This window comes from Streptomyces sp. NPDC007863, from assembly GCF_040633895.1.
GTDB lineage: Bacteria > Actinomycetota > Actinomycetes > Streptomycetales > Streptomycetaceae > Streptomyces.
Genome location: NZ_JBEYEI010000027.1, coordinates 63,541 through 89,023 on the forward strand (window position 1 = coordinate 63,541; position 25,483 = coordinate 89,023).

Below are 25,483 nucleotides of genomic sequence, written 5' to 3' on the forward strand. Positions count from 1 at the left end.
CGCCCGGCCGGCGGTGCCCCGGGCGGGTCACGCCGACTCCTCCGGGGCCGCCGGGCGGTCGAGGAGCGCCGCGACCTCCGCCCGGAAGCGGCCGAGCCGGTCCGCCGCCTCGTCCGCCGAGATCGCGGGCTCGTACACGGCGGACGGCTTCCACGCCGGGACGGCCTCCGCGACGGTGAGGCGCGGGTCGTGGCCGAGGGCGGCCATCGCGCCGACGCCGAGGGCGGTCGCGTCGGGGAGCGCGGCGACCTCCACCGGGAGCTGGAGCAGGTCCGCCTGGGTCTGCATCAGCAGCGCGGAGCGGGTGAGGCCGCCGTCGGCGCGCAGGGCGTCGAGCGGGGCGCCCCGGTCCGTGGCCGCCGCCTCGGCGAGGTCGACCACCTGCGCGGCGATGCCTTCGACGAGGGCCCGCACCAGGTGCCCGCGGCCGGTGTCGAGGCCGAGGCCGGTGACGGTGCCACGGGCATCGGCGCGCCACCAGGGGGCGGCGAGCCCGGCGAGCGCGGGCACGAAGGTGACGCCGCCGCTGTCGGGCACCGAGCCGCCGACGGCGTCGAGGTCCCGGGCGCCGGAGACGACCCCGAGGTCGGTGAGCCAGCGGACGGCGGAGGCGACGGTGTACACCTGCCCGTCGAGGCAGTGTTCGGTGCGGCCCCGCAGCCGCCAGGCCACGCAGCCGACGAGGCCGGTCGTGGTGCGGCGGGGGAGCGGTCCGGTGCGGGCGAGGAGGAACGCCCCGGTGCCGTAGGTGCACTTGGCGGCGGCCGGCGCGGTGGCGCTCTGCGCGAGGAGCGCGGCCTGCTGGTCCACGACGAGTCCGGTGAGCGGCAGCGGCGGCCCGAACGCCGTGGTGGTGCCGACGGGTTCGTCGCAGTCGACGATGTGCGGCAGTTTCTCGCCGCCGAGGCCGTAGAGGTCGAGGGCGGGTTCGGACCAGGCGACGGCGGCCGGGTCGAGGAGGCCGGTGCGGCCGGCCGTGGCCGCGTCGGTGACGAAGGCGCCCGTCAGCCGGTGCGTCAGCCAGGCGTCGCTCGTCGTCACCACCCCGGCGCCGGTGGTGTGGCGACGGATCCAGGCCATCTTGGGCGCGGCGAAATAGGGGTCGACGGGCAGGCCCGTCAGGTCCCTCAGCTCCTCGTGGCGAGGGGTGAGTTCCGCGCAGATTCCGGCCGCCCTGCGGTCCTGCCAGACGAGGGCGTCGGTGAGTGGCGCGCCGGTGGCGGGGTCCCAGGCGAGGACCGTCTCGCCCTGGTTGGCGAGGCCCACGGCGACCACCGGCACACCCGCCTCGGCGAGCGCCGCGCGGCCCGCCGCGACCACGGAGCCGTACAGTTCGGCGGGGTCGGCCTCGACCCGGCCGCCGGGCAGATGGCGGGGTCTCACCGGTGCCGTGCCGGTGCCGAGCACGCCCCGTTCCGGGCACAGGACGAGTGCCTTGGTTCCGGAGGTGCCTTGGTCGACGGCGAGTACCGGGCCGCCCGTCATGTGCCTGCTCCCGTCGTGGGGTTCGCCGGAGGGAAGGGGTCAGGCTGGTGGGCGGACGGTCCGCCGTCAACCCTCTCCCGGCGAGCCTGTCAGGTCACTCACGATTACTTGATGGTAGCTCAAAAGCAGGCACTGGCCTGATAGTTACGGTCACAAGAATGATCCGGACGATCACCTTCGGTCGCGCCTATAGTGAGCGCCGCTCGCCGACGGACGCGCGGGCGCCGCTCGCCGCCCGACCGCGCCCGACCGAGGACCGATGACCACGCCCACCGCCCCGCCCGCACCCCGTCCCGACCGCTGATGCCCGGACACGGCTTCCGGCCCGTCTTCCACCCGGCGGGCCACGACCACGCCCTGCGCCACGCGCTCCAGGACCTGCGAACCGGCCGCTGGGGCGAGATGGCGCGGCTCCTCGAAGGCCCGGACGGCGCCGACGGCCCCGACACCCGGGCCGTCGGCGGCGCGGACGACCGGACCGGCGCCGGACACTGGGACGGCTGGACGCGGCGCACGCAGGTCCTCGCCACCGTCGCCGCCGGCACCGACGTCGTCCACACCTGGCGCGCCGAACGGCCCGGCAGCGCCGCCGCCTGCGTCATGCACGCCCGCGTCGCCGTCGAGCGCGCCGTCCGCGCCCACCGCGCCGGCCACCCGCGCGCCCGCACCCTCCGGCGGGAGGCGTGGACCGCCTGCCGGGAGGCCGCCGACCGTGCCCCCGCCGACCCGGTGCCGTGGGTCTGCCTCCTCGCCCTCGCCGCGCTCGACCCCCGCAAGGACGCCCCCGAGCACCGCGCCGCGCCGCCCGCGCCGATGCTGCCGCCCGGCCCCTGGGGGTTGCTCGCCGAGGCCGAGCGGCGCGACCCGTACAACCGCGAGGCGTACCACCGCATGCTGCAGTTCATGTACGGGCGCAGCGAGGGCCCGCTCTCCGAGGCCGTCAACTACGCCCAGTGGGCGGCCGCGGCGGCTCCGCGCGGCTCCGCCCTGCACGCCCTGCCGCTCTACGTCCGGGTCGAGCGCTACCGGCGCGACCGGGGGCACGAACACGCCCTGGACCTGCACTGGGTGGCCGAGGACGCGGTCCGCGAGGCCCGGCGGGCGATGGACGCCTGGTTCCTCTTCTGCGCGGTGCCGGAGGCCTCCCAGCTGGACCTCAACCATCTGGCGCACGCCCTCTTCGGCGCCCTGCGCTTCGCCGACGCGGCACGGGTCTTCGAGGCCCTCGGCCCGTACTACACCACCGTCCCCTGGGCCCACCGCACCGCGCGCCCGGCCGACCGCGCCCTCGCCGAGGAGATCTTCCTGCGGGCCCGCGCCCGCTGCCTCGCCGACTGAGCGGCCCACCCCTCCCGAAAGGTTCCCCGATGTCCCGCGCCACCCCACCCGAGGCACCGCGCCACCCGTCCCCGGCGTTACCCGACGAGGAGGCCCGGCTGCGCGAGCTCGGCTACCAGCCGGTGCTCGCCCGCCGCATGGGCGGCTTCGGCAACTTCGCCATCAGCTTCTCGGTCATCTCCGTCCTCTCCGGCTGCATGACCCTCTACGGCTTCGGGCTCGGCACCGGCGGCCCCGCCGTGATGCTCTGGGGCTGGGCGGGCGTCGGCCTCTTCGTCCTCTGCGTCGGCCTCGCCCTCGCCGAGGTCACCAGCGCCTACCCGACCTCCGGGGCGCTGTACTACATGGCGGACCGGCTCGGCGGCCGCCGCTGGGGCTGGTACACCGGCTGGCTGAACCTGCTCGGCCTGCTCGGCGCCATCGCCGGCATCGACTACGGCGCGGCCCTCTTCACCGGCGCCTTCCTCAACCTCCAGTGGGGCTTCGAGCCGACGCCCGGCTCCACCTTCCTGATCTTCCTGGCGATCCTGCTGCTCCACGCCGCCCTCAACCTCTTCGGCGTGCGCCTGGTCAGCGTGCTCAACTCGATCAGCGTCTGGTGGCACCTCGCGGGCGTCGCCGTGATCGTCGGCGCCCTCGCGATCGTCCCCGACCGCCACCAGTCGGCCGGCTTCGTCTTCACCGAGTTCGTCAACGACACCGGCTGGGCCAATCCGTTCTACGTCGCCGCGATCGGACTCCTCCTCGCCCAGTACACCTTCTCCGGTTACGACGCCTCCGCCCACCTCTCGGAGGAGACCGCCAATGCCTCGGTCACGGCGGCCAAGGGCATCGTCCGCGCCATCTGGGTCTCCTGGATCGCCGGCTTCGCCCTGCTCGCCGGGCTCACCTTCGCCATCCAGGACTACGCGGGCACCGTCGGCAGCGCGACCGGCGTGCCGCCCGCGCAGATCTTCCTCGACGCCCTCGGCACCGGCGGCGCGACCGCCCTGCTCCTCGTCGTCATCGTCGCCCAGCTCTTCTGCGGCAACGCCGAGGTGGCCGCGGCCAGCCGCATGGTCTTCGCCTTCAGCCGGGACAACGCCCTGCCGGCGTCCGCGACCTGGCGGAAGGTCAGCCCCCGGACCCAGACGCCGGTGCCGGCGGTCTGGCTGTCGGTCGGCGCCGCCGCGGTGCTCGCCCTGCCGTCGCTGTACTCGCCGACCGCCTACGGCGCGGTCACCGCGATCAACGTCATCGGCATCACGCCCGCCTACGCCATCCCCATCTACCTGCGGCTGCGGGCCGGGCGCGACTTCACGCCCGGCCCGTGGACCCTCGGCCGCTGGAGCCGGCCGGTCGGTTGGACCGCCGTCGGATGGGTCGCGATCGTGACCGTCCTCTTCTGCCTGCCCCAGAAGAGCCCGGTGACCGTCGACACCATGAACTACGCGGTCATCGCCCTCGCCGTCGTCCTCCTCCTGGCGACCGTCTGGTGGTACGCCGCCCGCCGGTCGTACGGCACGCCGACCCCGTACGGCGGTACGGCCCGCGAGGAGGCGGAGCTCGCCGAGAACATCGTCTGATCCTTCGTCAGGAGCACGGTCAGAGGCTGTACTCGTACGTCCAGGCCGCCTCCTGGGCCGTGAAGTCGATGTCCGTGACCTCCAGGACGTGCCCGTGCTGATCGCTCACCACCCGGTGGACGCTCAGCCGGGCCGTCCCGCCCGCCGCCGCCCCCGCGGCGCCGGGCGGGACCCGGACCGACTCCCGGTGGGTGGCCCGCAGGCCCGCCTCGTGCATCCAGTGGTAGAGCAGCCGCAGGTCCGGCTGGCGCACGCCGTACCGGGCCCGCCGGTAGCGGGCCAGCTGCGGGATCTCGTCCAGTGCCGCCCGGGAGAACCACGAGACCGCCCGCTGCAGTTCGGGACCCTGCGGGGCCAGCACCCGGTGGCGGTGGACGAGCGTCGGCTCGCCCGGCGTCAGGTGCAGCCGCGGGGCCAGCGCCGACGGAGGCGGCTCCCAGCCGAGGGAGGCCCGCACCAGGGCCTCCGCCGCGCGCGGCCCGCCGGGGAAGACCGGTCGCGCGGCGGACGGGGACGGCGGCGGCGCGGGCCGCGGGACCTCCCCGTGCGACGGACCGTGCGCGGCGAAGGTGCCGCGCCGGTCGGTGACCACGAGCCGTTCCTCGCGCAGCAGTTGGAGCGCGCTGCGGACGGTCTGCCGGTTGACGTGGTACCGCTGCGCCAGGGAACGTTCCGAGGGGAGCCTGCTCCCGGGGGCGAGGGCGTGCCGGACGAGGTCGTCCCGCAGGGCGGCGGCCACCCGCAGATAGCGCGGGACCACCCCCTCCGGGGGCTCGGAATCGGGTACGGCCATGATGGACCCCTTCTTCGCTCAGCGTCACCGCGTGGGCCGTATGGGTGATCAATTCCTATCATTGGTCTAAACCATTTCGCTAGGGCGACCGTGCAGAGTGGCCGAAACCCGCGCGCCGCCTTGTAATGGGGACCAGGCGACAGGACCGGCCGCGGCCGGTGTGGAAGAGGGGTGAGGCCGGATGACGACGCCCTCCGAGCGCGTCGAGCGCGGCCGGGCGGCCCGCAAGCGGGTCCCGAGGTCCTCGCACGGCCGCTGGATACCGAGCTCGCAGCGCCCCGACCCGCTGACCGTCCTGGAGAAGCAGGCCGCCGACCGGCTGCCCGACCTCGCCCCCGTCCGGTACGGACGGATGGCCGCCTCCCCCTTCGCCTTCCTGCGCGGCGCCGCCGCCGTCATGGCCGCCGACCTCGGCGCCACCCGGAACACCGGCCTCACCGTCCAGCTGTGCGGCGACGCCCATCTGCTCAACTTCGGCGTCTACGCCTCACCCGAACGGACGCTCCTCTTCGACGTCAACGACTTCGACGAGACCCTCCCCGGCCCCTTCGAGTGGGACGTCAAGCGCCTCGCCGCCAGCGTCGCCGTCGCCGCCCTCCAGAACGGCAGCCCGCGCCCCAAGGCCCACCGCGCCGCGCTCGCCGCCGCCGAGGCCTACCGCACCACCATGCGCCGCCTCGCCGGCCTCGGGGAACTCACCGTCTGGTACGAGCGGATCGCCGCCGACGAGCTCACCGCCCTCGCCCGCCCCCGCGAACGCGAACGGGTCAGCCGGGGCCTCGCCAAGGCGCGCCGCCGCACCAGCCTCCAGGCCCTCGACAAGCTCACCACCCGGGACGGCGACGGCGGGCGCCGGATCGCCGAGGACCCGCCGCTCCTGGAACGCGTCCCCGACCTCGACCGGGTCACCCTCGGCAAGATCTTCGGCGACTACCGCAGCTCGCTCTCCGAGGAGCGACGCGTCCTCCTCGACCGCTACCGCTTCCGCGACGCCGCCCGCAAGGTCGTCGGCGTCGGCAGCGTCGGCACCCGCTGCTTCGTCGTCCTCCTCGAAGGCCGCGACGACGGCGACCCGCTGATCCTCCAGATCAAGGAGGCGAGCCGCTCGGTCCTGGAGGCGTACCTCCCGCCCACCGTCTACCCCCACCAGGGCCGGCGCGTCGTCTGCGGCCAGCGCCTCACCCAGGCCGCCAGTGACATCTTCCTCGGCTGGATGACCGGACCCGAGCAACGCCACTTCTACTGGCGCCAGTTGCGCGACATGAAGGGCTCCGCCGAGGTCGAGACGATGACCCCCGCCATGCTGCGCGAGTACGCCCGGCTGTGCGGCCGCGCCCTGGCCCGCGCCCACGCCCGCTCCGGCGACCGCCTCGCCATCGCCGCCTACCTCGGCTCCTCCGACGTCTTCGACCGCGCCGTCGCCGACTTCTCCCTCACCTACGCCGGCCAGAACGCCGACGACTACGCCACCCTCGGCGCCGGCATCGCCGCCGGCATGATCACGGCGGCCCCGGGCGTCTGACGGAGGGCGGGCGGACGCGCCGCCCGCCCTCCGGCGTCCCGACGGTTCAGGCGTCCCGGCGCAGCGGCGGCTCCGCCGGGGTCTCGGGCACCGGCGAGAAGAGCACCGCGCGGACCAGCGACGGGGCGAAGAGGCTGCTCAGCGGGGCCGTCAGGCTCAGGACCGCCCGGAAGGGCGTCCCGACCTCCGGGTCACCGGCCGCCAGCTCCTGGATCCGGCCCAAGTACCAGTCGGCGAACTTGTCGGCCGGCTGCAGGCGGGCCGCGTCGCCCGTCGCGCCCGGCATCTTCTTGTCCGCGCCCGCCGAGATGTCCCAGGCCTGCCGGGACGACTCCAGGAGCGCCCGCTGCACCCGCTGCGTCGTGGGGACCCGGCGGGTGTCCGCCAGCACCCGGCGCAGCGCCACCGCGGCCAGCGCCGCCGTCGTCATGCCCTGCCCGTAGATCGGGTTGAACGCGCACAGCGCGTCGCCGGTGGCGAGGAAACCGGCCGGGCGGCGGCCCGGACGGTCGTACCTGCGGCGGATGTTGGCCGTCTGCCGGAAGCCGTGGACCGGCGTCACCGGCTCCGCCGCGGCCACCCAGTCGCTGAGCACCGGGTGCGGCAGCCGCTTCGCGTACGCCTCGAACGCCTCCTCCTCGGTGGGCGGCGCCTCCCCGCGCAGCCCCGAGAAGGTGACCATGTGGTGGCCGTCGCCCAGCGGCACGATCACCCCGCCGTACGTCTGCCGCGGGCCCGGCACGATGTAGTAGCCCTGCGCGTCGGTGGCGGGCACCGCGTCCGTCGCCTTGTAGATCCGGGAGGCGTACGCGAGTCCGGTGTCGAGGGTCTCCTCGTGCGGGGCCTCCGCGCCGATCCCGGCCAGCCAGTCCGCCGCCTTCGTCGACCGCCCGGAGGCGTCCACGACGAGGTCGGCCGCGAGCGTACGCGTCTCCTTCCCGGCGCCCCGCTCCCGGAGCCGTACCCCCGTCACCCGGGCGGAGGTGCCCGTCAGGCCCACCGTCTCGGTGCCCTCGACGAGTTCGACGCGCGGGTCGGCGAGCACCCGCTGCCGCACCAGCCACTCCAGCTGGGGCCGCGGACCGCTGTAGAAGTGCGCGGAGGCGGGGGAGCGGGTGAACCACTGGCCCGCCTGCCACTGGACCATGTCCGTCGGCATCGCGACCTTCGGCGCGCCCAGCTCCCGCAGCTCGTCCATGAAGCCGGGCAGCAGTTCGTCGAGCGCCCGCTGGCCGCCCTCGATGAGCACGTGCAGGTGCCGGCCCTGCGGCACCCCGGGCCGGGCGTCCGGCCCCTCGGGCAGCCGGTCGCGCTCGACGACCGTGACCCGCTCCGCGTGTTCCGCGAGCACCCGCGCCGCCAGCAGTCCGGCGAGACTTCCCCCGATGACCACCGCGTGACGTGTCCCGCGGCGCCCCAAGTCGTCGGCCATACCCGCCCTTTCCCTCTGTGGACCATGAACCGATACCGACCAGTATCCACGGCGGCGGGACCGCGCACCGGCGCGCGCCGGGGGCGGAAGGGCGCGGCACGGGCGCGCGGGGCCGGCATCCGCCGGCCCGGGCCGGGCGCGGATCAGTCCCCGGGCCCCGGCTCCGCGGGCTCGGCGCGGTCCTCCGGCCCCAGTTCCGTCAGCGCGGCCGTCAGCCACTCCACCCAGAACCGTTCCAGGTCGATCCCGCCGCGCAGCACGAGATGGCGCAGCCGGCCGGGCTCGTCGCTGCGCCGCTCGGCCGGGAAGTCGCGCTCCTCGATGCCGAAGTACTCGTCGAGCTGGGCCCGGTGGAGCGCGAGGTGCCGCTCCAGTTCGGCCCGCAGCCCGGCCGAGCCGACCACGGCGGCGGCCCGCATCCGCAGCAGCAGCGCGGACCGCAGCGGCTTCGGGTCCTCGGCCGCGCCCACCCACTCCCGCAGGAACTCCCGCCCCGCGGGCAGCACTTCGTACTCCTTGCGCTGCCCGCGCACCGGCACGGGGGAGGGCAGGGCGCGGATCTGCCCCGCCTCCTCCAGGCGCCCCAGCTCCCGGTAGATCTGCTGGTGCGTCGCCGACCAGAAGTAGCCGATCGACTTGTCGAAGCGGCGCGTCAGTTCGAGACCGGAGGACGGCTTCTCGAGCAGCGCGGTGAGGATCGCGTGCGGGAGGGACATGCGGGCATCCTAGGTTCGGGTCGCGCGCCGCTCGGACGGGTCAGCGGGTCACAGGGTGGCCGCGAGCCGGGTGCCCTGGTCGATCGCCCGCTTGGCGTCCAGTTCGGCGGCGACGTCGGCACCGCCGATGAGGTGCGCCGTCCGGCCGGCGGCGACCAGCTCCTCGTACAGGCCCCGGCGCGGCTCCTGGCCGGAGCAGAGGACGATCGTGTCGACCGGCAGGACCTGGGACTCGCCCTCGACGGTGAGGTGCAGGCCCTCGTCGTCGATCCGGTCGTAGGTGACGCCGGCGACCATGGCGACGCCGCGGTGCTTCAGCTCGGTGCGGTGGATCCAGCCGGTGGTCTTGCCGAGTCCGGCGCCGACCTTGGTGGTCTTGCGCTGGAGCAGGTGGACCTGGCGCGGCGGCGCGTTCCGCTCGGGCTTGCGCAGGCCGCCCCGGTTCTCGTACGAGGTGTCGACGCCCCACTGGCGGAAGTACGTCTCGGCGTCCTGGCTGGCGCCCTCGCCGCCGTCGGTGAGGTACTCGGCGACGTCGAAGCCGATGCCGCCGGCGCCGATGACGGCGACCCGCTCGCCGACCGGCGCGCCGTCGCGGAGCACGTCGAGGTAGCTGAGGACGCTGGGGTGGTCCTGGCCCTCGATGCCGGGGTCGCGGGGGGTGACGCCGGTGGCGACGACGACCTCGTCGTAGCCGTCGAGGTCGGCGGCGGAGACGTGCGTGCCGAGGCGGACGTCGATGGAGTGCTCGGCGAGCTGGACGCGGAAGTAGCGGAGGGTCTCGTCGAACTCCTCCTTGCCGGGGACCCGCTTGGCGACGTTCAGCTGGCCGCCGATCTCGTCCGCCGCGTCGAAGAGGGTGACGGTGTGGCCGCGCTCGGCCGCCGAGACGGCGCAGGAGAGGCCGGCCGGGCCGGCGCCGACGACGGCGATCCGCTTGGCGAGGCGGGTGGGGGAGAGGACCAGCTCGGTCTCGTGGCAGGCGCGCGGGTTGACCAGGCAGGAGGTGATCTTGAGGTTGAAGGTGTGGTCCAGGCAGGCCTGGTTGCAGCCGATGCAGGTGTTGATGGTCTCGGCCCGGCCGGCGGCGGCCTTGTTCACGAAGGCGGGGTCGGCGAGGAAGGGGCGGGCGAGCGAGACGAGGTCGGCGCGGCCGTCGGCGAGGATCTCCTCGGCGACCTCGGGGGTGTTGATGCGGTTGGAGGTGACGAGCGGCACGGAGACCGAGCCCATCAGCTTCTTCGTCACCCAGGTGTAGGCGCCGCGCGGCACGGAGGTGGCGATGGTGGGGATGCGGGCCTCGTGCCAGCCGATGCCGGTGTTGATGATGGTGGCGCCGGCCGCCTCGATCTCCCGGGCGAGCCGGACGACCTCCTCCAGGGTGGAGCCGCCGGGGACGAGGTCCAGCATGGAGAGCCGGTAGACGATGATGAAGTCGGTGCCGACCCGCTCGCGGATCCGGCGGACGATCTCCAGCGGGAAGCGGACGCGGTTCTCGTAGGAGCCGCCCCAGCGGTCGGTGCGGTGGTTGGTGGCGGCGGCGATGAACTCGTTGATGAGGTAGCCCTCGGAGCCCATGACCTCGACGCCGTCGTAACCGGCCTCCCGGGCGAGCTCGGCGCAGCGGGCGTAGTCCTCGACGGTCTGCTCGACCTCGGCGTCGGTCAGCTCGTTCGGCACGAAGGGGCTGATGGGCGCCTGGATCGCGCTCGGCGCGACGAGGCCGGGGTGGTAGGCGTACCGGCCGAAGTGCAGGATCTGCATCGCGATCCTGCCTCCCTCGGCGTGCACGGCGTCGGTGATCAGCCGGTGCTCGGCCGCCTCCTCGCCGGTGGTGAGCTTGGCGCCGCCGTCCCACGGCCGGCCGGCCTCGTTGGGCGCGATGCCGCCGGTGACGATGAGACCGGCGCCGCCCCGAGCCCGCTCGGCGTAGAAGGCGGCCATCCGCTCGAAGCCGTGCTCGGTCTCCTCCAGGCCGACGTGCATCGACCCCATGATCACCCGGTTGGGCAGGGTGGTGAAGCCGAGGTCGAGCGGGCTGAGCAGATGCGGGTACGGGGTCGTCGCGGTCACGGGGCGCCTCCTCGCGCAGGGATCGTCGGATCCTGTTGTAGGCGACCCGCCCTCTGTTATGCAACTAGTTGCAGAAGGATCGGGGTGTGATGGTTACTACTCGGTAGAACGGGTCCGGAAGACGCCGGCGTGTGCTCAGTCGGTGAGGAAGGCGCCTTCGCGGCAGGGGAGGCAGACGAAGACGTACCCCAGCTGCCCGCCGAGGTTCATCGCGGTCCGCGCGTCGATCCCCTCCTCCAGGTGCGCCGCGAACTCCATCGCGCCGGCGCAGGAGGGGCACGCCGGCACCCGGTCCTCCTCCAGGTAGGAGGGGGCGCCGCCCAGCGAGCCGAGCACCTCGCGCTGCTTCCCGAACCGCTCGCCGGGTTCCCGCGACCACCCCGACCGGGCCAGGTCGTACGCGTCCGGCGTCCCCTCGTCGTCCTCCTCGAGCTCCTCGGGGTCGATGGTGACGACCTGGGTGCGGATGGCCGAGGCGGTGGGCAGCAGCGTCAGCCCCGTGGCCGGCACGGCGACCGGTCGCAGCCCCTCCCGGGGGAACACATGGACCCTGTTCGCGCCCCCGTCCGCGGCCCAGAACTCGCACGCGCCGGGGTCGTTCTGGCACACGAACACCGACAGGACGCCGTCCTCGACCGGAAGATGGGCGAAGAACTGCAGCGGATCTCCGCAACAGGAACCGCACACCGGCCAGTCGAAGCCCGCCGGAGCCAGCGGCACGCCCCCGGTCCGCGGTACGTCGGAGTCGGCCGCCGCGGGGCCGTCGTAGATCATCAGTCGCGTCTGCATGGCCGAAGACTACGGGCGCCGTCTGACACGGGCGCCGGCGCACCGTCCCCCTCCGGATCCGCGTCCGCCGTGCCCGCGCCACCGGTGGCCCCGGCCCCGCCGACGCTCAGCCCACCCGGTCCAGCAGCGCGTCCAGCTCCTCCGCCGTCCGGGGAACGGGGACGCCCTCCCGCAGCAGCCCCTGGGCCCGCAGCAGCCGGGCGACCGACACCGCCCACGGGCGGCGCAGCCGCGCCGCGTCGAGGAGAGCGTCCTCGGCGAGGAGCTCGGCCGCCGGGCCGGTGCGCAGCCCGGCGGGGGAGAGGACCGCGGCCTCGTCGGCCCAGCGCAGCGCCAGGTCCACGTCGTGCGTGGCCATGACCACCGTCGTGCCCGCCGCCCGCAGCCGCTCCAGGGTCTCCAGGAGCCGCTCCTGACCGTGCGGATCGAGACCGGCCGTCGGCTCGTCCATGATCAGGACCCGGGGGCGCATCGCCACGGCGCCCGCGATCGCCGCCCGCTTCCGCTGTCCGTAGGACAGCAGGTGCGTCGGCCGGTCGGCGAGCGCCGTGATGTCCAGAGCCTCCAGCGCCTCCGCCACCCGGAGCCGCACCTCGTCCTCCGGCAGGCCCAGGTTCATCGGCCCGAAGGACACGTCCTGCGCCACCGAGGCGGCGAACAGCTGGTCGTCCGGGTCCTGCACCACCAGCTGCACGGAGGTCCGCAGCCGGGTCAGTCCCTTCCGGTCGTACGCCACCTCCGCGCCGTCCAGGAGCAGCGCCCCGCTCCCGCACCGCAGTCCGCCGCTCAGCAGCCGCAGCAGCGTCGTCTTCCCGCCGCCGTTGCGCCCGAGCAGCGCGACCGCCCGCCCCTCGTGCACGGCGAACCCGACATCCGTGAGGACGGCGGGGCCGTCCTCGTACGCGAAACCCGCGCCGACCAACTCCACGACCGGGGTGGGGGTCGTCATGGCAGAAGCCTTTCCAGTACGAGGGTGAGGGCGACGAGCCCCGCGAGGAGGACGCCCGTCGCCGCGAGGAACGGACGGGAGACGGGCGCCTCGGGCAGCAGGACCCGCAGGGTGCCGTCGTAACCGCGCCCGGCGAGTCCGGTCTGGAGCCGCTGCGCCCGGTCGAAGGCCCGCACGAACGAGGTCGCGCCCAGCCCCGCCATCGAGCGCCACACCGCGGCCCGGGTCGTCGCCCCGAGCCGCGCCGCCTGCGCCTGCCGCACCTTGCTCTGCGCGTCGAGCAGCAGGAACACGATCCGGTACATCACCAGGGCCACGTCCACCACCGGCGCCGGCACCCCGGCCCGAACGAGCCGCGGCAGCACGTCCGACACCGGCGTGGTGAAGGCGAACAGCAGCACGCCCAGCGAGGCCGACGCCGTCCGCAGCAACAGCTCGCCGGCGTGCACCGGACCGTCCGGTGCCCAGGCGACGAGACCACCGGACCCGCCCACCGAGAACAGCAGCGGAACGGCTCCCGTGACGCAGAAGCCCAGCGGGATCCGGAAGGCCCGCCACAGCTGCCGGCCCGGCACACCGGCCGGACCGAGCAGCACGGCGAGGGTCGCCGCGGCGACCAGGAGCGCCCCCGGCCACGGCGGCAGGCACACCGCGCACAGCGTCAGACCGAAACCGAGCAGGGCCTTCTCCGCCGGATGGCGGCGGCGCCAGCGACTGCTGTGCGCCGCCGCGTCGATCGGCAGCATCGGCGGCTACGCGTCCTTGTCCGCGTGCGGTGCGGACGCGCCGCCCCCGGCACGGGCCGCCGCCCGCTCCTCGCCCTGCCGCCGCCCGCGCCGCAGCCCGAAGTAGTACGCGAGGACACCGGCGCCGAGCGCCGCCTGCAGCGAGAACAGCGCCGACTCGATCTCGCCGGACGGCGGCTCGTACAGCGGCGAGAACCACGGCTCGTAGTCCGGCTCGATCTCCGTGATCGCCGCCTCCGCCTCGCCGTCGGCGCCGGTGAACGGCTCCTCCTTGTGGTCGCCGAGCCCCAGCGCCAGGGGAAGCACGGCCAGCGCCGCCACCAGCAGGAGCAGCAGACCGTTGATCTTCGCGTTCTTGCTCATCACGCCGTCGCCTCCTCGCGCCGCTCCGCCGTCTTCGGCGCGCCGAGCACGCCGAGCCGCAGCAGATCGCCCTTGCTGGACTGGGTGAGCAGCCGCATGACCAGGACGGTCAGCAGCCCCTCGCTCACCGCGAGCGGAATCTGCGTCACCGCGAAGATCCCGCCGAACTTGGCGAGCGAGCCCGCCACGCCGCTGCCCGGGTCGGGGAAGGCGAGGGCCAGCTGGACGCTGGTCACGCAGTAGGTGGAGAGGTCGGCGACGAACGCGCCGAAGAACACCGCCACCATCAGCGGCGCCCCGGACCGCCGGACCAGCAGATACGTGCCGTAGCCGGCCCACGGTCCGACGATCGCCATCGAGAAGACGTTCGCGCCCAGCGTGGTCAGCCCGCCGTGGGCGAGCAGCAGGGCCTGGAACAGCAGGGTGATCGTTCCGAGCACCGCCATGATCGGTGGCCGGAACAGGATGGCGCCCAGCCCCGTACCCGTAGGGTGGGAGCAACTGCCGGTCACCGAGGGCAGTTTGAGCGCGGACAGGACGAAAGTGAAGGCGCCGGAGGCGCCGAGCAGCAGGGTGGACTCGGGGTTGGCGCGCACCTCGCGGGTGAGCGCGCGGACGCCGTGGACGACGAACGGAGCCGACGCGACGCCCCAGGCGGCCGCGTGGACGGGGGGCAGATACCCCTCGGCGATATGCATGATCGGGAGACCCTCTCCAGCACCTCGTGGATGGACAACGCGCCCTGGCCGGTCTCCTGGCTGACGGTAGTGCCGCCCGACTCCGCCTTCCCACCCCGCGACGGTCTCCCGCGGCGGAGCAGTGGCTTCCCCGAAGGGACGGAGCCGGACCTCCCGATCACAGTGGCGAGGGCCGCACCGGTACTGCACCGGTTTCCCGAACACCAAGGCCCTGTGACATTAGTGTGTTGACCTGCTTCATCACAATGCGGGGTCGGTCACTTGCGCTCTGAAACGCCTGACCATGGCGCCGGCGCCCAGCGCCTCCGTGCTCAGCCCTGCGCCCGCACCGACAGCTCCTGCCACTGCGCCCAGGTCTCCAGCCGGTCGGCGTGGACCCGGGGCGGCATCTCGTTGCCCTGGGTGCCGAGGAAGACGCGCAGCGGCGGCTCGTCCGCGTCGACGACCTCCGGCAACGCCCGCCCGGCGGCGGCCGGGTCGCCCAGGTCCAGCGTCGCGACGAACGCGCCGAGCGCCTCGCGGGCGCCGTCGTACGCCGGGATCGGCTCCGAGTGGACGGCCGACTCCCCGCCCCAGTCGGTGGCGTACGCGCCCCCGATCCGTCGGCTACGCCTCCGAGTTCGCCTTCTCCCGCGCCTTCTCCCGCCGGCACGGCCTCCCGCCGGGCCGCTCCCGCCGTCACGCACCCGCGACGGCGGGAGTGTGACGGCGGCGGGCGGTCGGCGGCGGCGGGCGGGTCAGACCTTGCGGTAGTCGTACGCCTCCGAGGCCGCGGCCGCGACCGCGTCGAGGTCGCCGCCGGCGCTCGCCGTCACCAGCGCGGCCACCGCGCCCTCGACGAACGGGGCGTCCACGAGCCGGGCCCCCGCCGGGAGTTCGTCGCCCTCCGCGAGGAGGGCCTTCACCGTGAGGACCGCGCTGCCCAGGTCCACCAGGAGGGCCACCCCGGCGCCCGCGTCGACGGACTTCGCCGCCGCGGCGATCAGCTCGGAGCTCGTACCGAGACCGCCGTCGGGGGTGCCGCCGGCCGGCGCGACCGGAGCGAGGTCGCCGCCGCCCGCGAGCCCGCGGGCCAGCTCCGCGACGGCGGCGGCGACGGCCGCGCTGTGCGAGACCAGCACGATCCCGACCCGCTCCCCGCTCATCGGGCCGCCACCTCCTCCAGAGCGGCGAACAGCAGCGCCGAGGACGTCGCCCCCGGGTCCTGGTGCCCGACCGACCGCTCGCCGAGATAGCTGGCCCGGCCCTTGCGGGCCCGCAGCGGCACGGTCGCGAGCGCGCCCGCCTCCGCCGCCGAGCGCGCGGCGGCGAACGACTCGCGCAGCGCCTCCACCGCCGGTGTCAGCGCGTCCAGCATCGTCTTGTCCCCGGGGACCGCGCCGCCGAGCTGCCCGACCGCCGCGACTCCGGCGGCCAGCGCGTCCGCCAGCTCCGCCCGCGAGACCTCCCCGGCCTCGCCGAGCGCCTTCCCGGCGCGCCGCAGCAGCGTCCCGTACAGCGGCCCGGAGGCCCCGCCCACGGTCGCGATCAGCAGCCCGCCGGCGGTGACGAGGACCGCGCCCGGTGTCGCGGGCGGCTCCTTCGCCAGCGCCTCGGCCACGGCGGCGAACCCGCGCTTCAGATTGGCCCCGTGGTCCGCGTCGCCGATCGCCGCGTCCAGGTCGGTGAGCCGCCCGGCCTCCCGGTCGACGGCCGCCGCGACGTCCTCCATCCACCGCACCGCGAACGCGGCGCCGTACGTCTCCGTGCTCATCGCCCGCTCACCGTCCCCAGCGCAGTGCGGGCGTGGCCACCGGCGCGTCCCACAAGCGCAGCAGTTCCTCGTCGGCGGCGCACAGGGTCACCGAGCAGCCCGCCATGTCGAGCGAGGTCACGTAGTTCCCGACCAGCGTGCGCGCCACGGGCACCCGCCGGGCGTCCAGCACGCGCCGCACCTCCGCGTTGAACCCGTACAGCTCCAGGAGCGGAGTCCCGCCCATGCCGTTCACCAGCAGCAGGACGGGGTCCGAGGGCCGCAGGTCGTCCAGGACGGCGTCGACGGCGACCTCGGCGATCTCCCCGGCGGTCATCATCCCGCGCCGCTCCCGCCCGGGCTCGCCGTGGATCCCGACCCCCAACTCCAGTTCTCCCGGCGGAAGATCGAAGGTCGGACCGCCCTTCGCGGGCGTGCTGCACGCGCTCAGCGCCACCCCGAACGACCGCGACCGCGCGACCACCCGCCGCGCCAGCGCCTCCACCCGCTCCAGCGGCGCGCCCTCCTCGGCCGCCGCCCCCGCGATCTTCTCCACGAACAGCGTGGCCCCGGTCCCGCGCCGCCCCGCCGTGTACAGACTGTCCGTCACGGCCACGTCGTCGTCCACGAGCACCTTGGCCACCTGGATGCCCTCGTCCTCGGCGAGTTCGGCGGCCATCTCGAAGTTGAGCACGTCCCCGGTGTAGTTCTTCACCACGAACAGCACCCCGGCCCCACTGTCCACGGCCGCCGCCGCCCGCACCATCTGCATCGGAACAGGCGACGTGAACACTTCCCCGGGACAGGCCCCGTCCAGCATCCCCGGCCCCACGAACCCCGCGTGCAACGGCTCGTGCCCCGACCCGCCCCCCGAGACCAGCGCCACCTTCCCCGCCACCGGCGCGTCCCTCCGCACCACCACCCGCTGTTCGACGTCCACGGTCAGCTCCGGATGAGCCGCGGCAAGCCCCCGCAACCCGTCGGCCACGACACTCTCCGGCACATTGATCAGCATTTTCAAGAGGTCTCCTCGCGTGGCTGGCAGATCAGTGTCCGACCAGCGTTTCTGCAGGTCATCAGCTATGTGTGTGGAAGGCGACCTTGGCGGTCCGCAGCGGTCCGGGACGGCTTCTGTCGGTGTCGACGCCGAGTGGATGCCGACTTTGGTGACGGTGCGTCAGGCGTGGATCCTCGGGGACGCCGGCGGTTCGACCGGCCCCCCTGTGGTCAGTATCGACCTTGTGACAGCGAAGGTCACGCAGATCGGAACTTGCCGTTGCCCGTCCGGACACCTCACCTCTCGGATCGCGGCGCTCATCGATCGCATGGGCGGTCCGGCGGTTCCTCGCGGTCGATCACACCCCCCGCGGACGCGGTACGCCGCAGTGCGGGTTCGGGGCAGCCACGCCCTGCGCCCGGCGCCGCTCGCCGTCCGGGCAGGCCGGCTCGCCTCGGCGCGCGCGGCGGGCAGCGTCGAAGGGCGGCCTCAGGCCTTCGAGTGGCGGGGCCCCGGTGCGTGGTGCGGCTTGGGTACGTACGCGGCGCAGTCGGGGTGGTGACAAGGGCCCGCACCCCACACAGGGACGAACACGCCGAGAGTCTTGTGGCGTGTGATCTCGGCGGTGACGGGACGACCGCAGGCCGGGCACGTGTACGAGTCACGGTCACGCTCTTTTTTGACCATATTTTTACGATATGCGCGCAATACGGAGTGGGGAAGTGGGCGCGGGCGCTATCTGTCGACGTCGGGAGGATCGACCTCTGGTGCGCCGTTCTCCGGTGAGGCGGCGCGGCCGGACTCGGCTTCCGCTCGCGGAGTCGAGCCCGCTTCGGGAGCTGGGGGCGTGGCGGCAGGCGGCTCGACGGGTCTCCTGACACTGAGGAAGATCGATCCGGCCAGGACGACCACGATCACGGCGAGGCTCACCGGTGAGGGGATTTCCGGGATGCCGGTACTGATCATCTTGTGCGACGCCTGGAGGATGAGCTTGACGCCGATGAAGGACAGGATGATCGCCAAGCCCACGTTGAGATAGTGGAAGCGGTCGAGGAGGCCGGCGAGCATGAAGTAGAGGGCGCGCAGGCCCAGGATGGCGAAGGCGTTGCTGGTGTAGACGATGAACGCGTCGTCGCTGACGGCGAGGACGGCGGGGACGCTGTCCACGGCGAAGATCAGGTCGGCCGCCTCGATCGCCGCGACCACCGCGAGCAGCGGGGTGGCCACGCGCTTGCCGGCTTCCTTGACGAAGAACCTCGTCCCCGCGTACTCGTTCCGGACCGGGACGATCTTGCGGAGCATCCGTACGGCGAGGCTCTGGCCGGGGTCGAAGCTCTCCTCCTCGTCCTTGAGGAGCTTGTAGGTGCTGTAGAACAGCACGGCCGCGAAGACGAACAGCACCGCCGTGAAGCGGCTGACCACAGCCACGCCGAGGGAGAGGAAGATCCCGCGGAAGACGAGGGCGCCGATGACGCCGAAGAACAGCACGCGGTGCTGGTAGGCGCGGGGCACCTTGAAGTAGGCGAAGATCACGGCGAAGACGAAGAGGTTGTCGACCGACAGGCTCTTCTCCAGCAGCCAGGCCGTCGTGTACTCGGTCCCGGCCGTCGTCCCCAGGACGAGGAAGACGACGCCGCCGAAGACGAGGGCGAGGCTCACCCACAGCGCGCTCCAGGCGGCGGCTTCCCTGAAGCCGATGACGTGCGCGGTTCGGTGCGCGAACAAGTCCACCGCGAGCGACACCACCACCGTCGCGGCGAACGCCCCCCACAGCCAGAACGGGACATCGAGCACGACGGCTCGCTTTCGCCAAGGCCGGGACGAGGATGTGCCGGCCCTCATACAGGAGTCTGCGCCCTTCGGCTCTGCACGGCACGACGGAGCCTACGGGGAACCGGCCGACGGGCGCGCATGCAGTCTCTGGTGGCCTCCCTCCCTGAATCCGATGCCGGCGATCACGGGGCACATCGCGCGCAGCATGGTGGTGTGGTGCCGTTCTGCGATCACCCGCTTCTCGGCGACCATCGGGACGCTCGTTTCGAGCCACTTCCCTCGGGTACTCGGCAGGGCATCACGTTCGTCCCCTTCTTCCTCTCTGGAATCCTTGGACCGCCCCGAGCCGACGGGACCACTCGCCCGGATCGCCGCCCGGCACGGAGCCACCCCGGCCTCCCGATCCCCGGCACCTCCTCGGTCGCTCATCTGGAGGACAGCATCGCGGCGGCCGGCCTCCGGGGTCACACGTCGACCGAGGGCGAAGCCCCAGGTACATGACCTGGGGCTTCGATCAGGAGCGCTACGACGATCAATCGGGGTAACGTCTTGGTCATGTTCGTCCAGACGCCGATCCACGAGTGAAGGCGTGACGGGCCCCTGCTGACGCCCCTCCGTGTCGCCGCCCCCGTCCCCACCGACGAATCCGTAGATCACCTCACACCAACCCAGGGAGAACCCATGCCCGACAGCAAGAACATCGACAACCCCGTGGGTCAGGGCGGCGGTCAGCGCAAGAAGCTGTCCCGCGCCGAACGGCAGAACAACGGTCCGCACCGCAACCTTGACCGCCAGGGTGCTGCCGACCGGAAGGCGGAGCTGGTGCGCAAGATGCGCGAGAAGACGCACGCGGTTGAGGGCGCCGGGCAGACGGACGACGACGACACCGCACAGAGCTGACGCACCACCGGAGGACGGCACCGTACGAGGCAGACAACGACGAAGCCCCAGGTCGCTGACCTGGGGCTTCGCACGACTCCTTATCGCCTTGCCGGCGTGACCTACTTGACGAGGGTGACCCAATAGGGGTTGGTGTCCTGCGCCACGCGGTGGATCTGCAGCTTGGGCAGGCCGCAGCTGCCGGATCCGAACCAGGCTTCGTTGATCCACACGTCCTGGCCGAGGTAGCCGGTCAGGTTGACGTACGACGCGGAGGTGGGGGACCCGCTGGCGGTGTTGTAGGGCAGGCATCCCCGGAAGCTGTGGCCGCCGGAGTAGGAGCCGCTGTAGGTGATGTGGTGGGTGCGGCCGTTGTTGAGGAGCCGCTGGATCCGCATGGTCTGGTCGAAGCCGGAGCCGGTCTGGTAGCGGGGGGTTTCCGCGCTGGGGATGGACGTGTAGTAGTACACGCACACGTTCCCCGGCTTGCAGCCCCATACCGTGCTGCTGCCGGCCTGGGCGGAGGACGTGAGGCCGAGGGCGAGGGTGGCGGCGGCCAGAACGGTGCCGATGATGCTGCGCTTGCGCATGGCGAGGGGTGTTTCCTTTCGTGCGGGTCGTGACGTCATGGACGAGCCCTTGATGCCCAGGGTGTCGCCGGCGCACTGCCGTCGAACACGGTTCCTCGGTCAGGGGCACCACCTTCGTGCCGGGGGCGGCCCACCGCTACCTGCAATGTTCGAGGTTCCCTCGTCTCCTCCGCCGAGCGAGGGTGCCGTCATGAAACTCCGCGGACTCTTCTCGGCCCTGGCCGCCGGGGCCGGGCTGGCTCTGATCGCGTCGACCGGCACGGCCCAGGCCTACAGCCCCGATCCGGAGGTGTACAACCTCCTGCAGTACACCGACAACTGCCCCTGCACGCACCACGACGACGTGGACGGCACGTACTTCCAGAAGGACGTCGGCGGCGCCGGGCTGCGCAGCCTCGTCTACCACGACGGAAAGCTCGTCGGGAAGGTCGAGTTCCACCCGTACGGCGAGAAGCTGTGGATCTACGACACGGCCAATGACGGGGACACCTTCTACGTCGACGTCTGGGTCCAGCGCACGCCCGCCTCCAAGGGGGTCGAGCTCGTCGGCACGTACGCGCCTCCTGGTACCTCCGACGAGGTCGACTACCGGGTCCTCGACCTCGACATCCCCGAGGGAAATTACATCGAGTTGTGGTTCAGCGACGAAGCGGACTCGTCCTCCTTCGGCGAGTCGAAGCGCGGCTTCGCCTGACCGATCGCCGATCGCCGATCACTGGTCCCTGGGGGACGGCTCACGGCTGTCCCCCAGGGACCACTCGCTCTCGAAGCCAAGCCGATGGAAAGGGGATTGACGGTGAGACACTGGTTGACAAGACGGGCGAGAGGGGCCGTCCTGGTCGCCGCGAGTCTGCTCGCGGCCGGACCGCTCATCGAACACGCCGCAGCGGCGCCGCCGCCGAGCCCGAAGCCACCGAAGGCCGCCGCCTCCGGTGAAGCGGGCCCGGCGCGGAGCACCGGCGAGAAGGCGGGGCCGGACCGCATACCCGCGTCCCAGCGGAGCTCCGTCCTCGGTGACGACTACACCACGTCGCCCGACCTGGCCTGGGACACCTCGTCCGACGCCGCCGGATTCCACCTCCTCGTGGCGGACGAGAAGAGCGGGTACGCCTGGCGGACCGCCGCCTCCCTGTCCGAACCCGGCATCGAGACGGACATGTGGATCGGCAACGCCTGTCTGGCCGACGCCGGGCACGCCGTGGTCACCTACGCGCCGCGCACGTTCACCAACGAGCCGCGGCTGATGGCCCGGGGTGCCTTCGCCGCCACCGTCGACCTGACCACCGGCAAGGTCACCAAACTCGGCCACACCGCGTCCCTGGCGTACTTCTCTCCCGGCTGCGGAGCCGACGGCCGGGCGGTGCTGTCGCAGTTCTCCGACGAGACGACGTCGAAGAAGAACGAGACCCGACTCATCCCGGTCGACGTCCGCACCGGCAAGGTGGGCAAGCCGCTCACCCTCGCGGGACAGGTGACGTCCGCCGTGCCGGTCGACGACGGGTGGGTCGCGGCCGACGGCAACCGGCTCGTGAAGATCGACCAAAGGGGGCAGCGGCGGACGGTGGCCGTCACCGGTCAGACCCCCTTCCAGCTCACCGCCGACTCCGACGGCGGCGTGACCTTCCTCGACCGCACCCGGGCCGCCGGCAAGCAGACAGCGAAGGGCCAGGTGAAGCGGGTCACCGCGGACCGGATCAGCGGAAGGTCCCGGGCCGGGAGCGCGGCGCCGACGCTGGTCGAGGGCGATCTGACCGCCCTCGACCTCTCCCGCACCGCGACCGGCACCGTCGTCGTCACCGGCCGCGCGGAGAGCAAGGCCGAGCTCCCGGCCGCGCTGAAGAACCCCGGCGGTATCGACAAGGACGCCCGCGTCTCCACCCATGGGCACGCCGCGGTGAACGCGGTGTGGGCCGATGCCGTGGACCCGCGCGGCAAGTCCCCGGAGGAGCTCGGCTCCCGCCCCGCCCGGATCGACATGACCCACCTCGTCACGGGCGAGAAGACGGTGTTCGAGGTGACGCCGGAAACGGAGGAGGAGGCGCAGGCAAAGCCGCAGGGCGCTTCGGCCCCGTCGCCCGTCCTGTCTCAGCCGCAAGCCAGAACGGCCTCGGCGACGGCATCGTCGTCGACGACGGCTGCCCAGACCCTGTCGATCGGCGAACCCGAGTCGGTCCGCACCTGCGCGGTCGAGCGCGGGAATCCGGAACTCCAGGCGATGCAGCCCCGGCCCCGGCAGGTGGAGTGGGCGGTCGACCAGGCCATCACCGGCACGCTCGACCAGGGCGCCTCGCGCCCGGCCGACTGGAACAACACCGGTCTGCCCGCGTACAGCCCACAGGCCCTCGCCGGCGGGCTCACCGCGATCCGCTCGCCGTTCGCCAACCGGCGCATCCCCTCGCAGATCATGCTCGGGATCACCGCGCAGGAGTCGAACATGTGGCAGGCCAGCCGGTTCGCCGCACCGGGCATGATGGGCAACCCGCTGATCGGCAACTACTACGGCGTCGAGTACGACCCGAGCGGTGCGACCGAGCACGTCTGGTTCATCGACTGGACGAAGGCCGACTGCGGTTACGGCGTCACCCAGGTCACCGACGGCATGCGGCTCGCCGGGAAGGAGAAGCCGGGCGAGACGGCCAAGGCTCCGCTGGCGCAGAAGGCGATCGCGCTCGACTACGCCGCGAACATCGCCTTCGGCGTCAACATCCTCGCCGAGAAGTGGAACCAGGTCTACGCCGCCGGGATGCAGGTCAACGACGGTGACCCGCTGAACATCGAGAACTGGACCATGGCGCTGTGGGCGTACAACAGCGGCTTCCATCCGGAGTCGGACGCGGGCGACAACGCCGGCCAGTGGGGGCTGGGCTGGACCAACAACCCGGCGATGCCCTGGTACAAGGCGAACCGGCTGCCGTTCCTGGAGAAGCAGGAGCTGGTCTGCGGCACCATGTCGTGCTCCACCGCCTACAGCGACGACTACTCGCACGCCGCGCATCCGCAGGACTGGCCGTACCAGGAGAAGGTGATCGGCTGGGCCGCCCGCCCGCTCTCCGCCATGGACGCGCCCGGCGAGTACGTCGCCGGCTATCGCCCCGCGTGGTGGACCACCAGCGAGAACCGGTCCAGGGCGAAGCCGCCGGTGGACGCCTTCTGCGATGCCTCGAACTCCTGCGACCCGGCCCTGATCGTGTCGGCGGACGAGCACGACGACTCCACCTCACCCTGTCTGCGCCGCTCCGACTTCCGCTGCTGGTGGACGAAGGACGTGCGGTGGAAGGACTGCTCCAAGAGTGAGTGCGGCTATGAGCTGCTGCGGTTCGACCCGGGCTACGCACCGCAGCCGAACGGCGTCGCGCACCCCAACCGCTGCACCGCCGGCCTGCCCAGCGGCACGGTCGTCGTCGACAACCTCGACGCCGGACAGCCGATCGCGTCCACACCCGAACGCTTCTGCCAGGGCAGCGCCTCCTCCGCCGGGCAGTTCTCCTTCTCCTTCGCCGGCGGCACCGACTCCGCCCGGATGGACGTGCACCAGCTGTCCGGGGGCCATCTGAACCACATGTGGTTCTCCCACACGGCCCCGTCGCACAGTTGGCCCACGGCGGTGACCGGCACCTGGACCGCACCGGACAGCGTGCGGGGCTGGTACCGGGTCCTGGTGCACATGCCGAGCGTCTCCGCCCGCTCCCAGCAGGCGAAGTACACCGTCTCCGGGACGGACAGCAGCTCGCCGCAACGGGTGGCACCACAGCCCGTCAAGCGCAACGAGTGGCGTTCCCTGGGCGCGTTCAACTTCACCTCCCGCGCGCAGGTGTCCCTGTCGAACGTGACCTTCGAGGGCCCCGAGAAGAACGTCCCCATCGCCTGGGACGCCGTCGCCTTCCAGCCGCTCGGCGCCGAGCCGTACCACGTGGTCGGCATGGGCGACTCCTACGCCTCCGGAGAGGGCGCCTCGGTGGACGGTGGGTTGACCTACCTCCCGGAGACGGACTACGAGGAGGAGTGGGGGTCGGGCAAGCTGCGCAACACCTGCCACCGCTCGAAGAACGCCTGGGTCCGGGAGGCGAAGCTCCCGGGCAGGTCGCAGAGCGTCGGCGAGATCACCGACGCCCACGGCTCCGTCGAGCTGTCCTTCGTCGCCTGCTCCGGTGCCCGCACCTACCACGTGAAGACGGGCGGCCTCTGGCAGGGCACCTCGCTTCCCCAGGTGGACCTCGGCTACCTCGACCAGAACACCGACCTGGTCACCTTGTCCATCGGCGGCAACGACGCCCGGTTCTCCGATCTGTTCACGAAGTGCGTCACCGGCGGTACCCCCGTGGAGTGGTTCGAAGACGGTTTCGATCCGGAATCGGCGTGGCACTGCAAGGACGGAGAGCTCGACTCGATCAACCCGGACAACGGGAAGCCGATCGAAACGGATGCCGGGGACACGGTCCCGACCTCGAACCTGGAGACCTACGTTCCGGCCTGGATCGACGACTCGGTCGGACCGCGCGTCACGGAGGTCCTGCGGCAGATCAAGGAGCGCGCCCCGAACGCCAGGGTCGTTCTCATGGGCTACCCCGCCCTGCTCTCCCAGAGCGACAAGACCTGCATGGACGGCGGAACCGTGGAGGTGTGGAACCCGGCACTGGGCATCTTCGTCCCCATCCAGCTGGGCCTGCACGGCGATGAGCAGGACTGGCTGAACAACACGCTCGCCCCCCGGCTCACCGACCGCATGCGCCAGGCCGCGCAGGACGCCGGAGCGGAGTTCATCGACCCCGACTCGTATTTCACGGGCCGTCGCATCTGTGACACCGACCAGGCGATCTGGGGCCTGGAGGTGCTCAGCGAAGGCGCGGCGCGGGCGGACAGCACGCCCCTGATGAAGTCGTTCCACCCCAAGACCGCGGGGGCGGCCCTCTTCGCACGGGCGCTGGAGAACGGACTGAACTCCTGACCATCAGGGACGCGGACCCTTCCTGAGAGGGAGGTCCTTCGGAGGCTCTCCCAGGGGCATCCCTGCCCGCCCTGCTCGATGCACCACCCGGAACATCC

Annotated in this window: 22 protein-coding genes and 1 riboswitch; of the genes, 6 read left to right on the forward strand and 16 right to left on the reverse strand. The window is 72.8% G+C overall.

The window, feature by feature from the left end; all coding sequences use genetic code 11:
* Window positions 1–27: 27 nt before the first annotated feature.
* Window positions 28–1,485 (reverse strand): FGGY family carbohydrate kinase, encoded by a 1,458-nt coding sequence (locus ABZ621_RS33280; RefSeq protein WP_360610233.1) that lies wholly within the window; start codon window positions 1,483–1,485, stop codon window positions 28–30.
* 303 nt (window positions 1,486–1,788) lie between these two features.
* On the opposite strand from ABZ621_RS33280, the gene ABZ621_RS33285 reads away from it, so the two are divergent.
* Window positions 1,789–2,823: a hypothetical protein gene (locus ABZ621_RS33285; RefSeq protein WP_360610235.1), complete on the forward strand. Its 1,035-nt coding sequence runs from the start codon at window positions 1,789–1,791 to the stop codon at window positions 2,821–2,823.
* Window positions 2,824–2,852: 29 nt separating this feature from the next.
* The gene (locus ABZ621_RS33290; RefSeq protein ID WP_360610237.1) at window positions 2,853–4,388 is read left to right on the forward strand and encodes an amino acid permease; all 1,536 of its coding nucleotides are present in this window, start codon (window positions 2,853–2,855) and stop codon (window positions 4,386–4,388) included.
* A gap of 19 nt (window positions 4,389–4,407) precedes the next feature.
* Here the strand turns inward: ABZ621_RS33290 and ABZ621_RS33295 are convergent, their stop codons facing one another.
* Complete coding sequence (locus ABZ621_RS33295) at window positions 4,408–5,181, reverse strand: GntR family transcriptional regulator (RefSeq protein WP_360610239.1); 774 nt, start codon at window positions 5,179–5,181, stop codon at window positions 4,408–4,410.
* 181 nt (window positions 5,182–5,362) lie between these two features.
* Between ABZ621_RS33295 and ABZ621_RS33300 the strand changes: the two genes are divergently transcribed.
* Window positions 5,363–6,703 (forward strand): DUF2252 domain-containing protein, encoded by a 1,341-nt coding sequence (locus ABZ621_RS33300; protein WP_360610241.1) that lies wholly within the window; start codon window positions 5,363–5,365, stop codon window positions 6,701–6,703.
* 46 nt (window positions 6,704–6,749) lie between these two features.
* Here ABZ621_RS33300 and ABZ621_RS33305 read toward each other — a convergent pair whose 3' ends face one another.
* From ABZ621_RS33305 to ABZ621_RS33365, 13 genes are all read right to left on the reverse strand, one after another.
* Window positions 6,750–8,135 carry an FAD-dependent monooxygenase gene (locus ABZ621_RS33305; protein WP_360610243.1) on the reverse strand — a complete coding sequence of 462 codons (1,386 nt, stop codon included), beginning with the start codon at window positions 8,133–8,135 and terminating at the stop codon, window positions 6,750–6,752.
* Between the two features lie 143 nt (window positions 8,136–8,278).
* Window positions 8,279–8,851, reverse strand: a complete 573-nt coding sequence (locus tag ABZ621_RS33310) for a PadR family transcriptional regulator (RefSeq protein WP_360610245.1) — start codon at window positions 8,849–8,851, stop codon at window positions 8,279–8,281.
* A 48-nt stretch (window positions 8,852–8,899) separates the two neighbouring features.
* The gene (locus ABZ621_RS33315) at window positions 8,900–10,924 is read right to left on the reverse strand and encodes an NADPH-dependent 2,4-dienoyl-CoA reductase (RefSeq protein WP_360610247.1); all 2,025 of its coding nucleotides are present in this window, start codon (window positions 10,922–10,924) and stop codon (window positions 8,900–8,902) included.
* Window positions 10,925–11,059: 135 nt separating this feature from the next.
* Window positions 11,060–11,713, reverse strand: a complete 654-nt coding sequence (locus tag ABZ621_RS33320) for a hypothetical protein (RefSeq protein WP_360610249.1) — start codon at window positions 11,711–11,713, stop codon at window positions 11,060–11,062.
* Window positions 11,714–11,819: 106 nt separating this feature from the next.
* On the reverse strand, window positions 11,820–12,662 hold the full coding sequence (locus ABZ621_RS33325; protein ID WP_360610251.1) for an ATP-binding cassette domain-containing protein: 843 nt from the start codon (window positions 12,660–12,662) through the stop codon (window positions 11,820–11,822).
* Window positions 12,659–13,408 (reverse strand): cobalt ECF transporter T component CbiQ, encoded by a 750-nt coding sequence (gene cbiQ, locus ABZ621_RS33330; protein ID WP_360610253.1) that lies wholly within the window; start codon window positions 13,406–13,408, stop codon window positions 12,659–12,661. The genes ABZ621_RS33325 and cbiQ overlap by 4 nt, the downstream gene beginning before the upstream one ends.
* A 6-nt stretch (window positions 13,409–13,414) precedes the next feature.
* Complete coding sequence (locus ABZ621_RS33335) at window positions 13,415–13,771, reverse strand: energy-coupling factor ABC transporter substrate-binding protein (protein ID WP_360610255.1); 357 nt, start codon at window positions 13,769–13,771, stop codon at window positions 13,415–13,417.
* Window positions 13,771–14,469 carry an energy-coupling factor ABC transporter permease gene (locus ABZ621_RS33340; protein ID WP_360610257.1) on the reverse strand — a complete coding sequence of 233 codons (699 nt, stop codon included), beginning with the start codon at window positions 14,467–14,469 and terminating at the stop codon, window positions 13,771–13,773. Before ABZ621_RS33340 ends, ABZ621_RS33335 begins: the two co-directional genes overlap by 1 nt.
* Before the next feature lie 28 nt (window positions 14,470–14,497).
* Window positions 14,498–14,720: riboswitch (cobalamin riboswitch) on the reverse strand.
* Between the two features lie 60 nt (window positions 14,721–14,780).
* Window positions 14,781–15,155 (reverse strand): hypothetical protein, encoded by a 375-nt coding sequence (locus ABZ621_RS33345; RefSeq protein WP_360610259.1) that lies wholly within the window; start codon window positions 15,153–15,155, stop codon window positions 14,781–14,783.
* Window positions 15,156–15,206: 51 nt separating this feature from the next.
* On the reverse strand, window positions 15,207–15,614 hold the full coding sequence (locus ABZ621_RS33350) for a PTS fructose transporter subunit IIA (RefSeq protein ID WP_360610261.1): 408 nt from the start codon (window positions 15,612–15,614) through the stop codon (window positions 15,207–15,209).
* On the reverse strand, window positions 15,611–16,222 hold the full coding sequence (gene dhaL / locus ABZ621_RS33355; protein WP_360610263.1) for a dihydroxyacetone kinase subunit DhaL: 612 nt from the start codon (window positions 16,220–16,222) through the stop codon (window positions 15,611–15,613). The genes ABZ621_RS33350 and dhaL overlap by 4 nt, the downstream gene beginning before the upstream one ends.
* A gap of 7 nt (window positions 16,223–16,229) precedes the next feature.
* On the reverse strand, window positions 16,230–17,216 hold the full coding sequence (gene dhaK, locus ABZ621_RS33360) for a dihydroxyacetone kinase subunit DhaK (protein ID WP_169093465.1): 987 nt from the start codon (window positions 17,214–17,216) through the stop codon (window positions 16,230–16,232).
* Window positions 17,217–17,933: 717 nt separating this feature from the next.
* The gene (locus ABZ621_RS33365; RefSeq protein WP_360610266.1) at window positions 17,934–18,992 is read right to left on the reverse strand and encodes a TerC family protein; all 1,059 of its coding nucleotides are present in this window, start codon (window positions 18,990–18,992) and stop codon (window positions 17,934–17,936) included.
* 660 nt (window positions 18,993–19,652) lie between these two features.
* Here ABZ621_RS33365 and ABZ621_RS33370 point away from each other — a divergent pair.
* On the forward strand, window positions 19,653–19,871 hold the full coding sequence (locus ABZ621_RS33370) for a DUF6243 family protein (protein ID WP_360610268.1): 219 nt from the start codon (window positions 19,653–19,655) through the stop codon (window positions 19,869–19,871).
* A 101-nt stretch (window positions 19,872–19,972) separates the two neighbouring features.
* Here ABZ621_RS33370 and ABZ621_RS33375 read toward each other — a convergent pair whose 3' ends face one another.
* Window positions 19,973–20,440: a hypothetical protein gene (locus tag ABZ621_RS33375; protein WP_360610270.1), complete on the reverse strand. Its 468-nt coding sequence runs from the start codon at window positions 20,438–20,440 to the stop codon at window positions 19,973–19,975.
* A gap of 190 nt (window positions 20,441–20,630) precedes the next feature.
* Between ABZ621_RS33375 and ABZ621_RS33380 the strand changes: the two genes are divergently transcribed.
* Both ABZ621_RS33380 and ABZ621_RS33385 read left to right on the forward strand, forming a co-directional pair.
* Window positions 20,631–21,134: a hypothetical protein gene (locus ABZ621_RS33380; protein ID WP_360610272.1), complete on the forward strand. Its 504-nt coding sequence runs from the start codon at window positions 20,631–20,633 to the stop codon at window positions 21,132–21,134.
* 114 nt (window positions 21,135–21,248) lie between these two features.
* Window positions 21,249–25,385 carry a GDSL-type esterase/lipase family protein gene (locus ABZ621_RS33385; protein ID WP_360610274.1) on the forward strand — a complete coding sequence of 1,379 codons (4,137 nt, stop codon included), beginning with the start codon at window positions 21,249–21,251 and terminating at the stop codon, window positions 25,383–25,385.
* The last annotated feature ends 98 nt before the right edge of the window (window positions 25,386–25,483 follow it).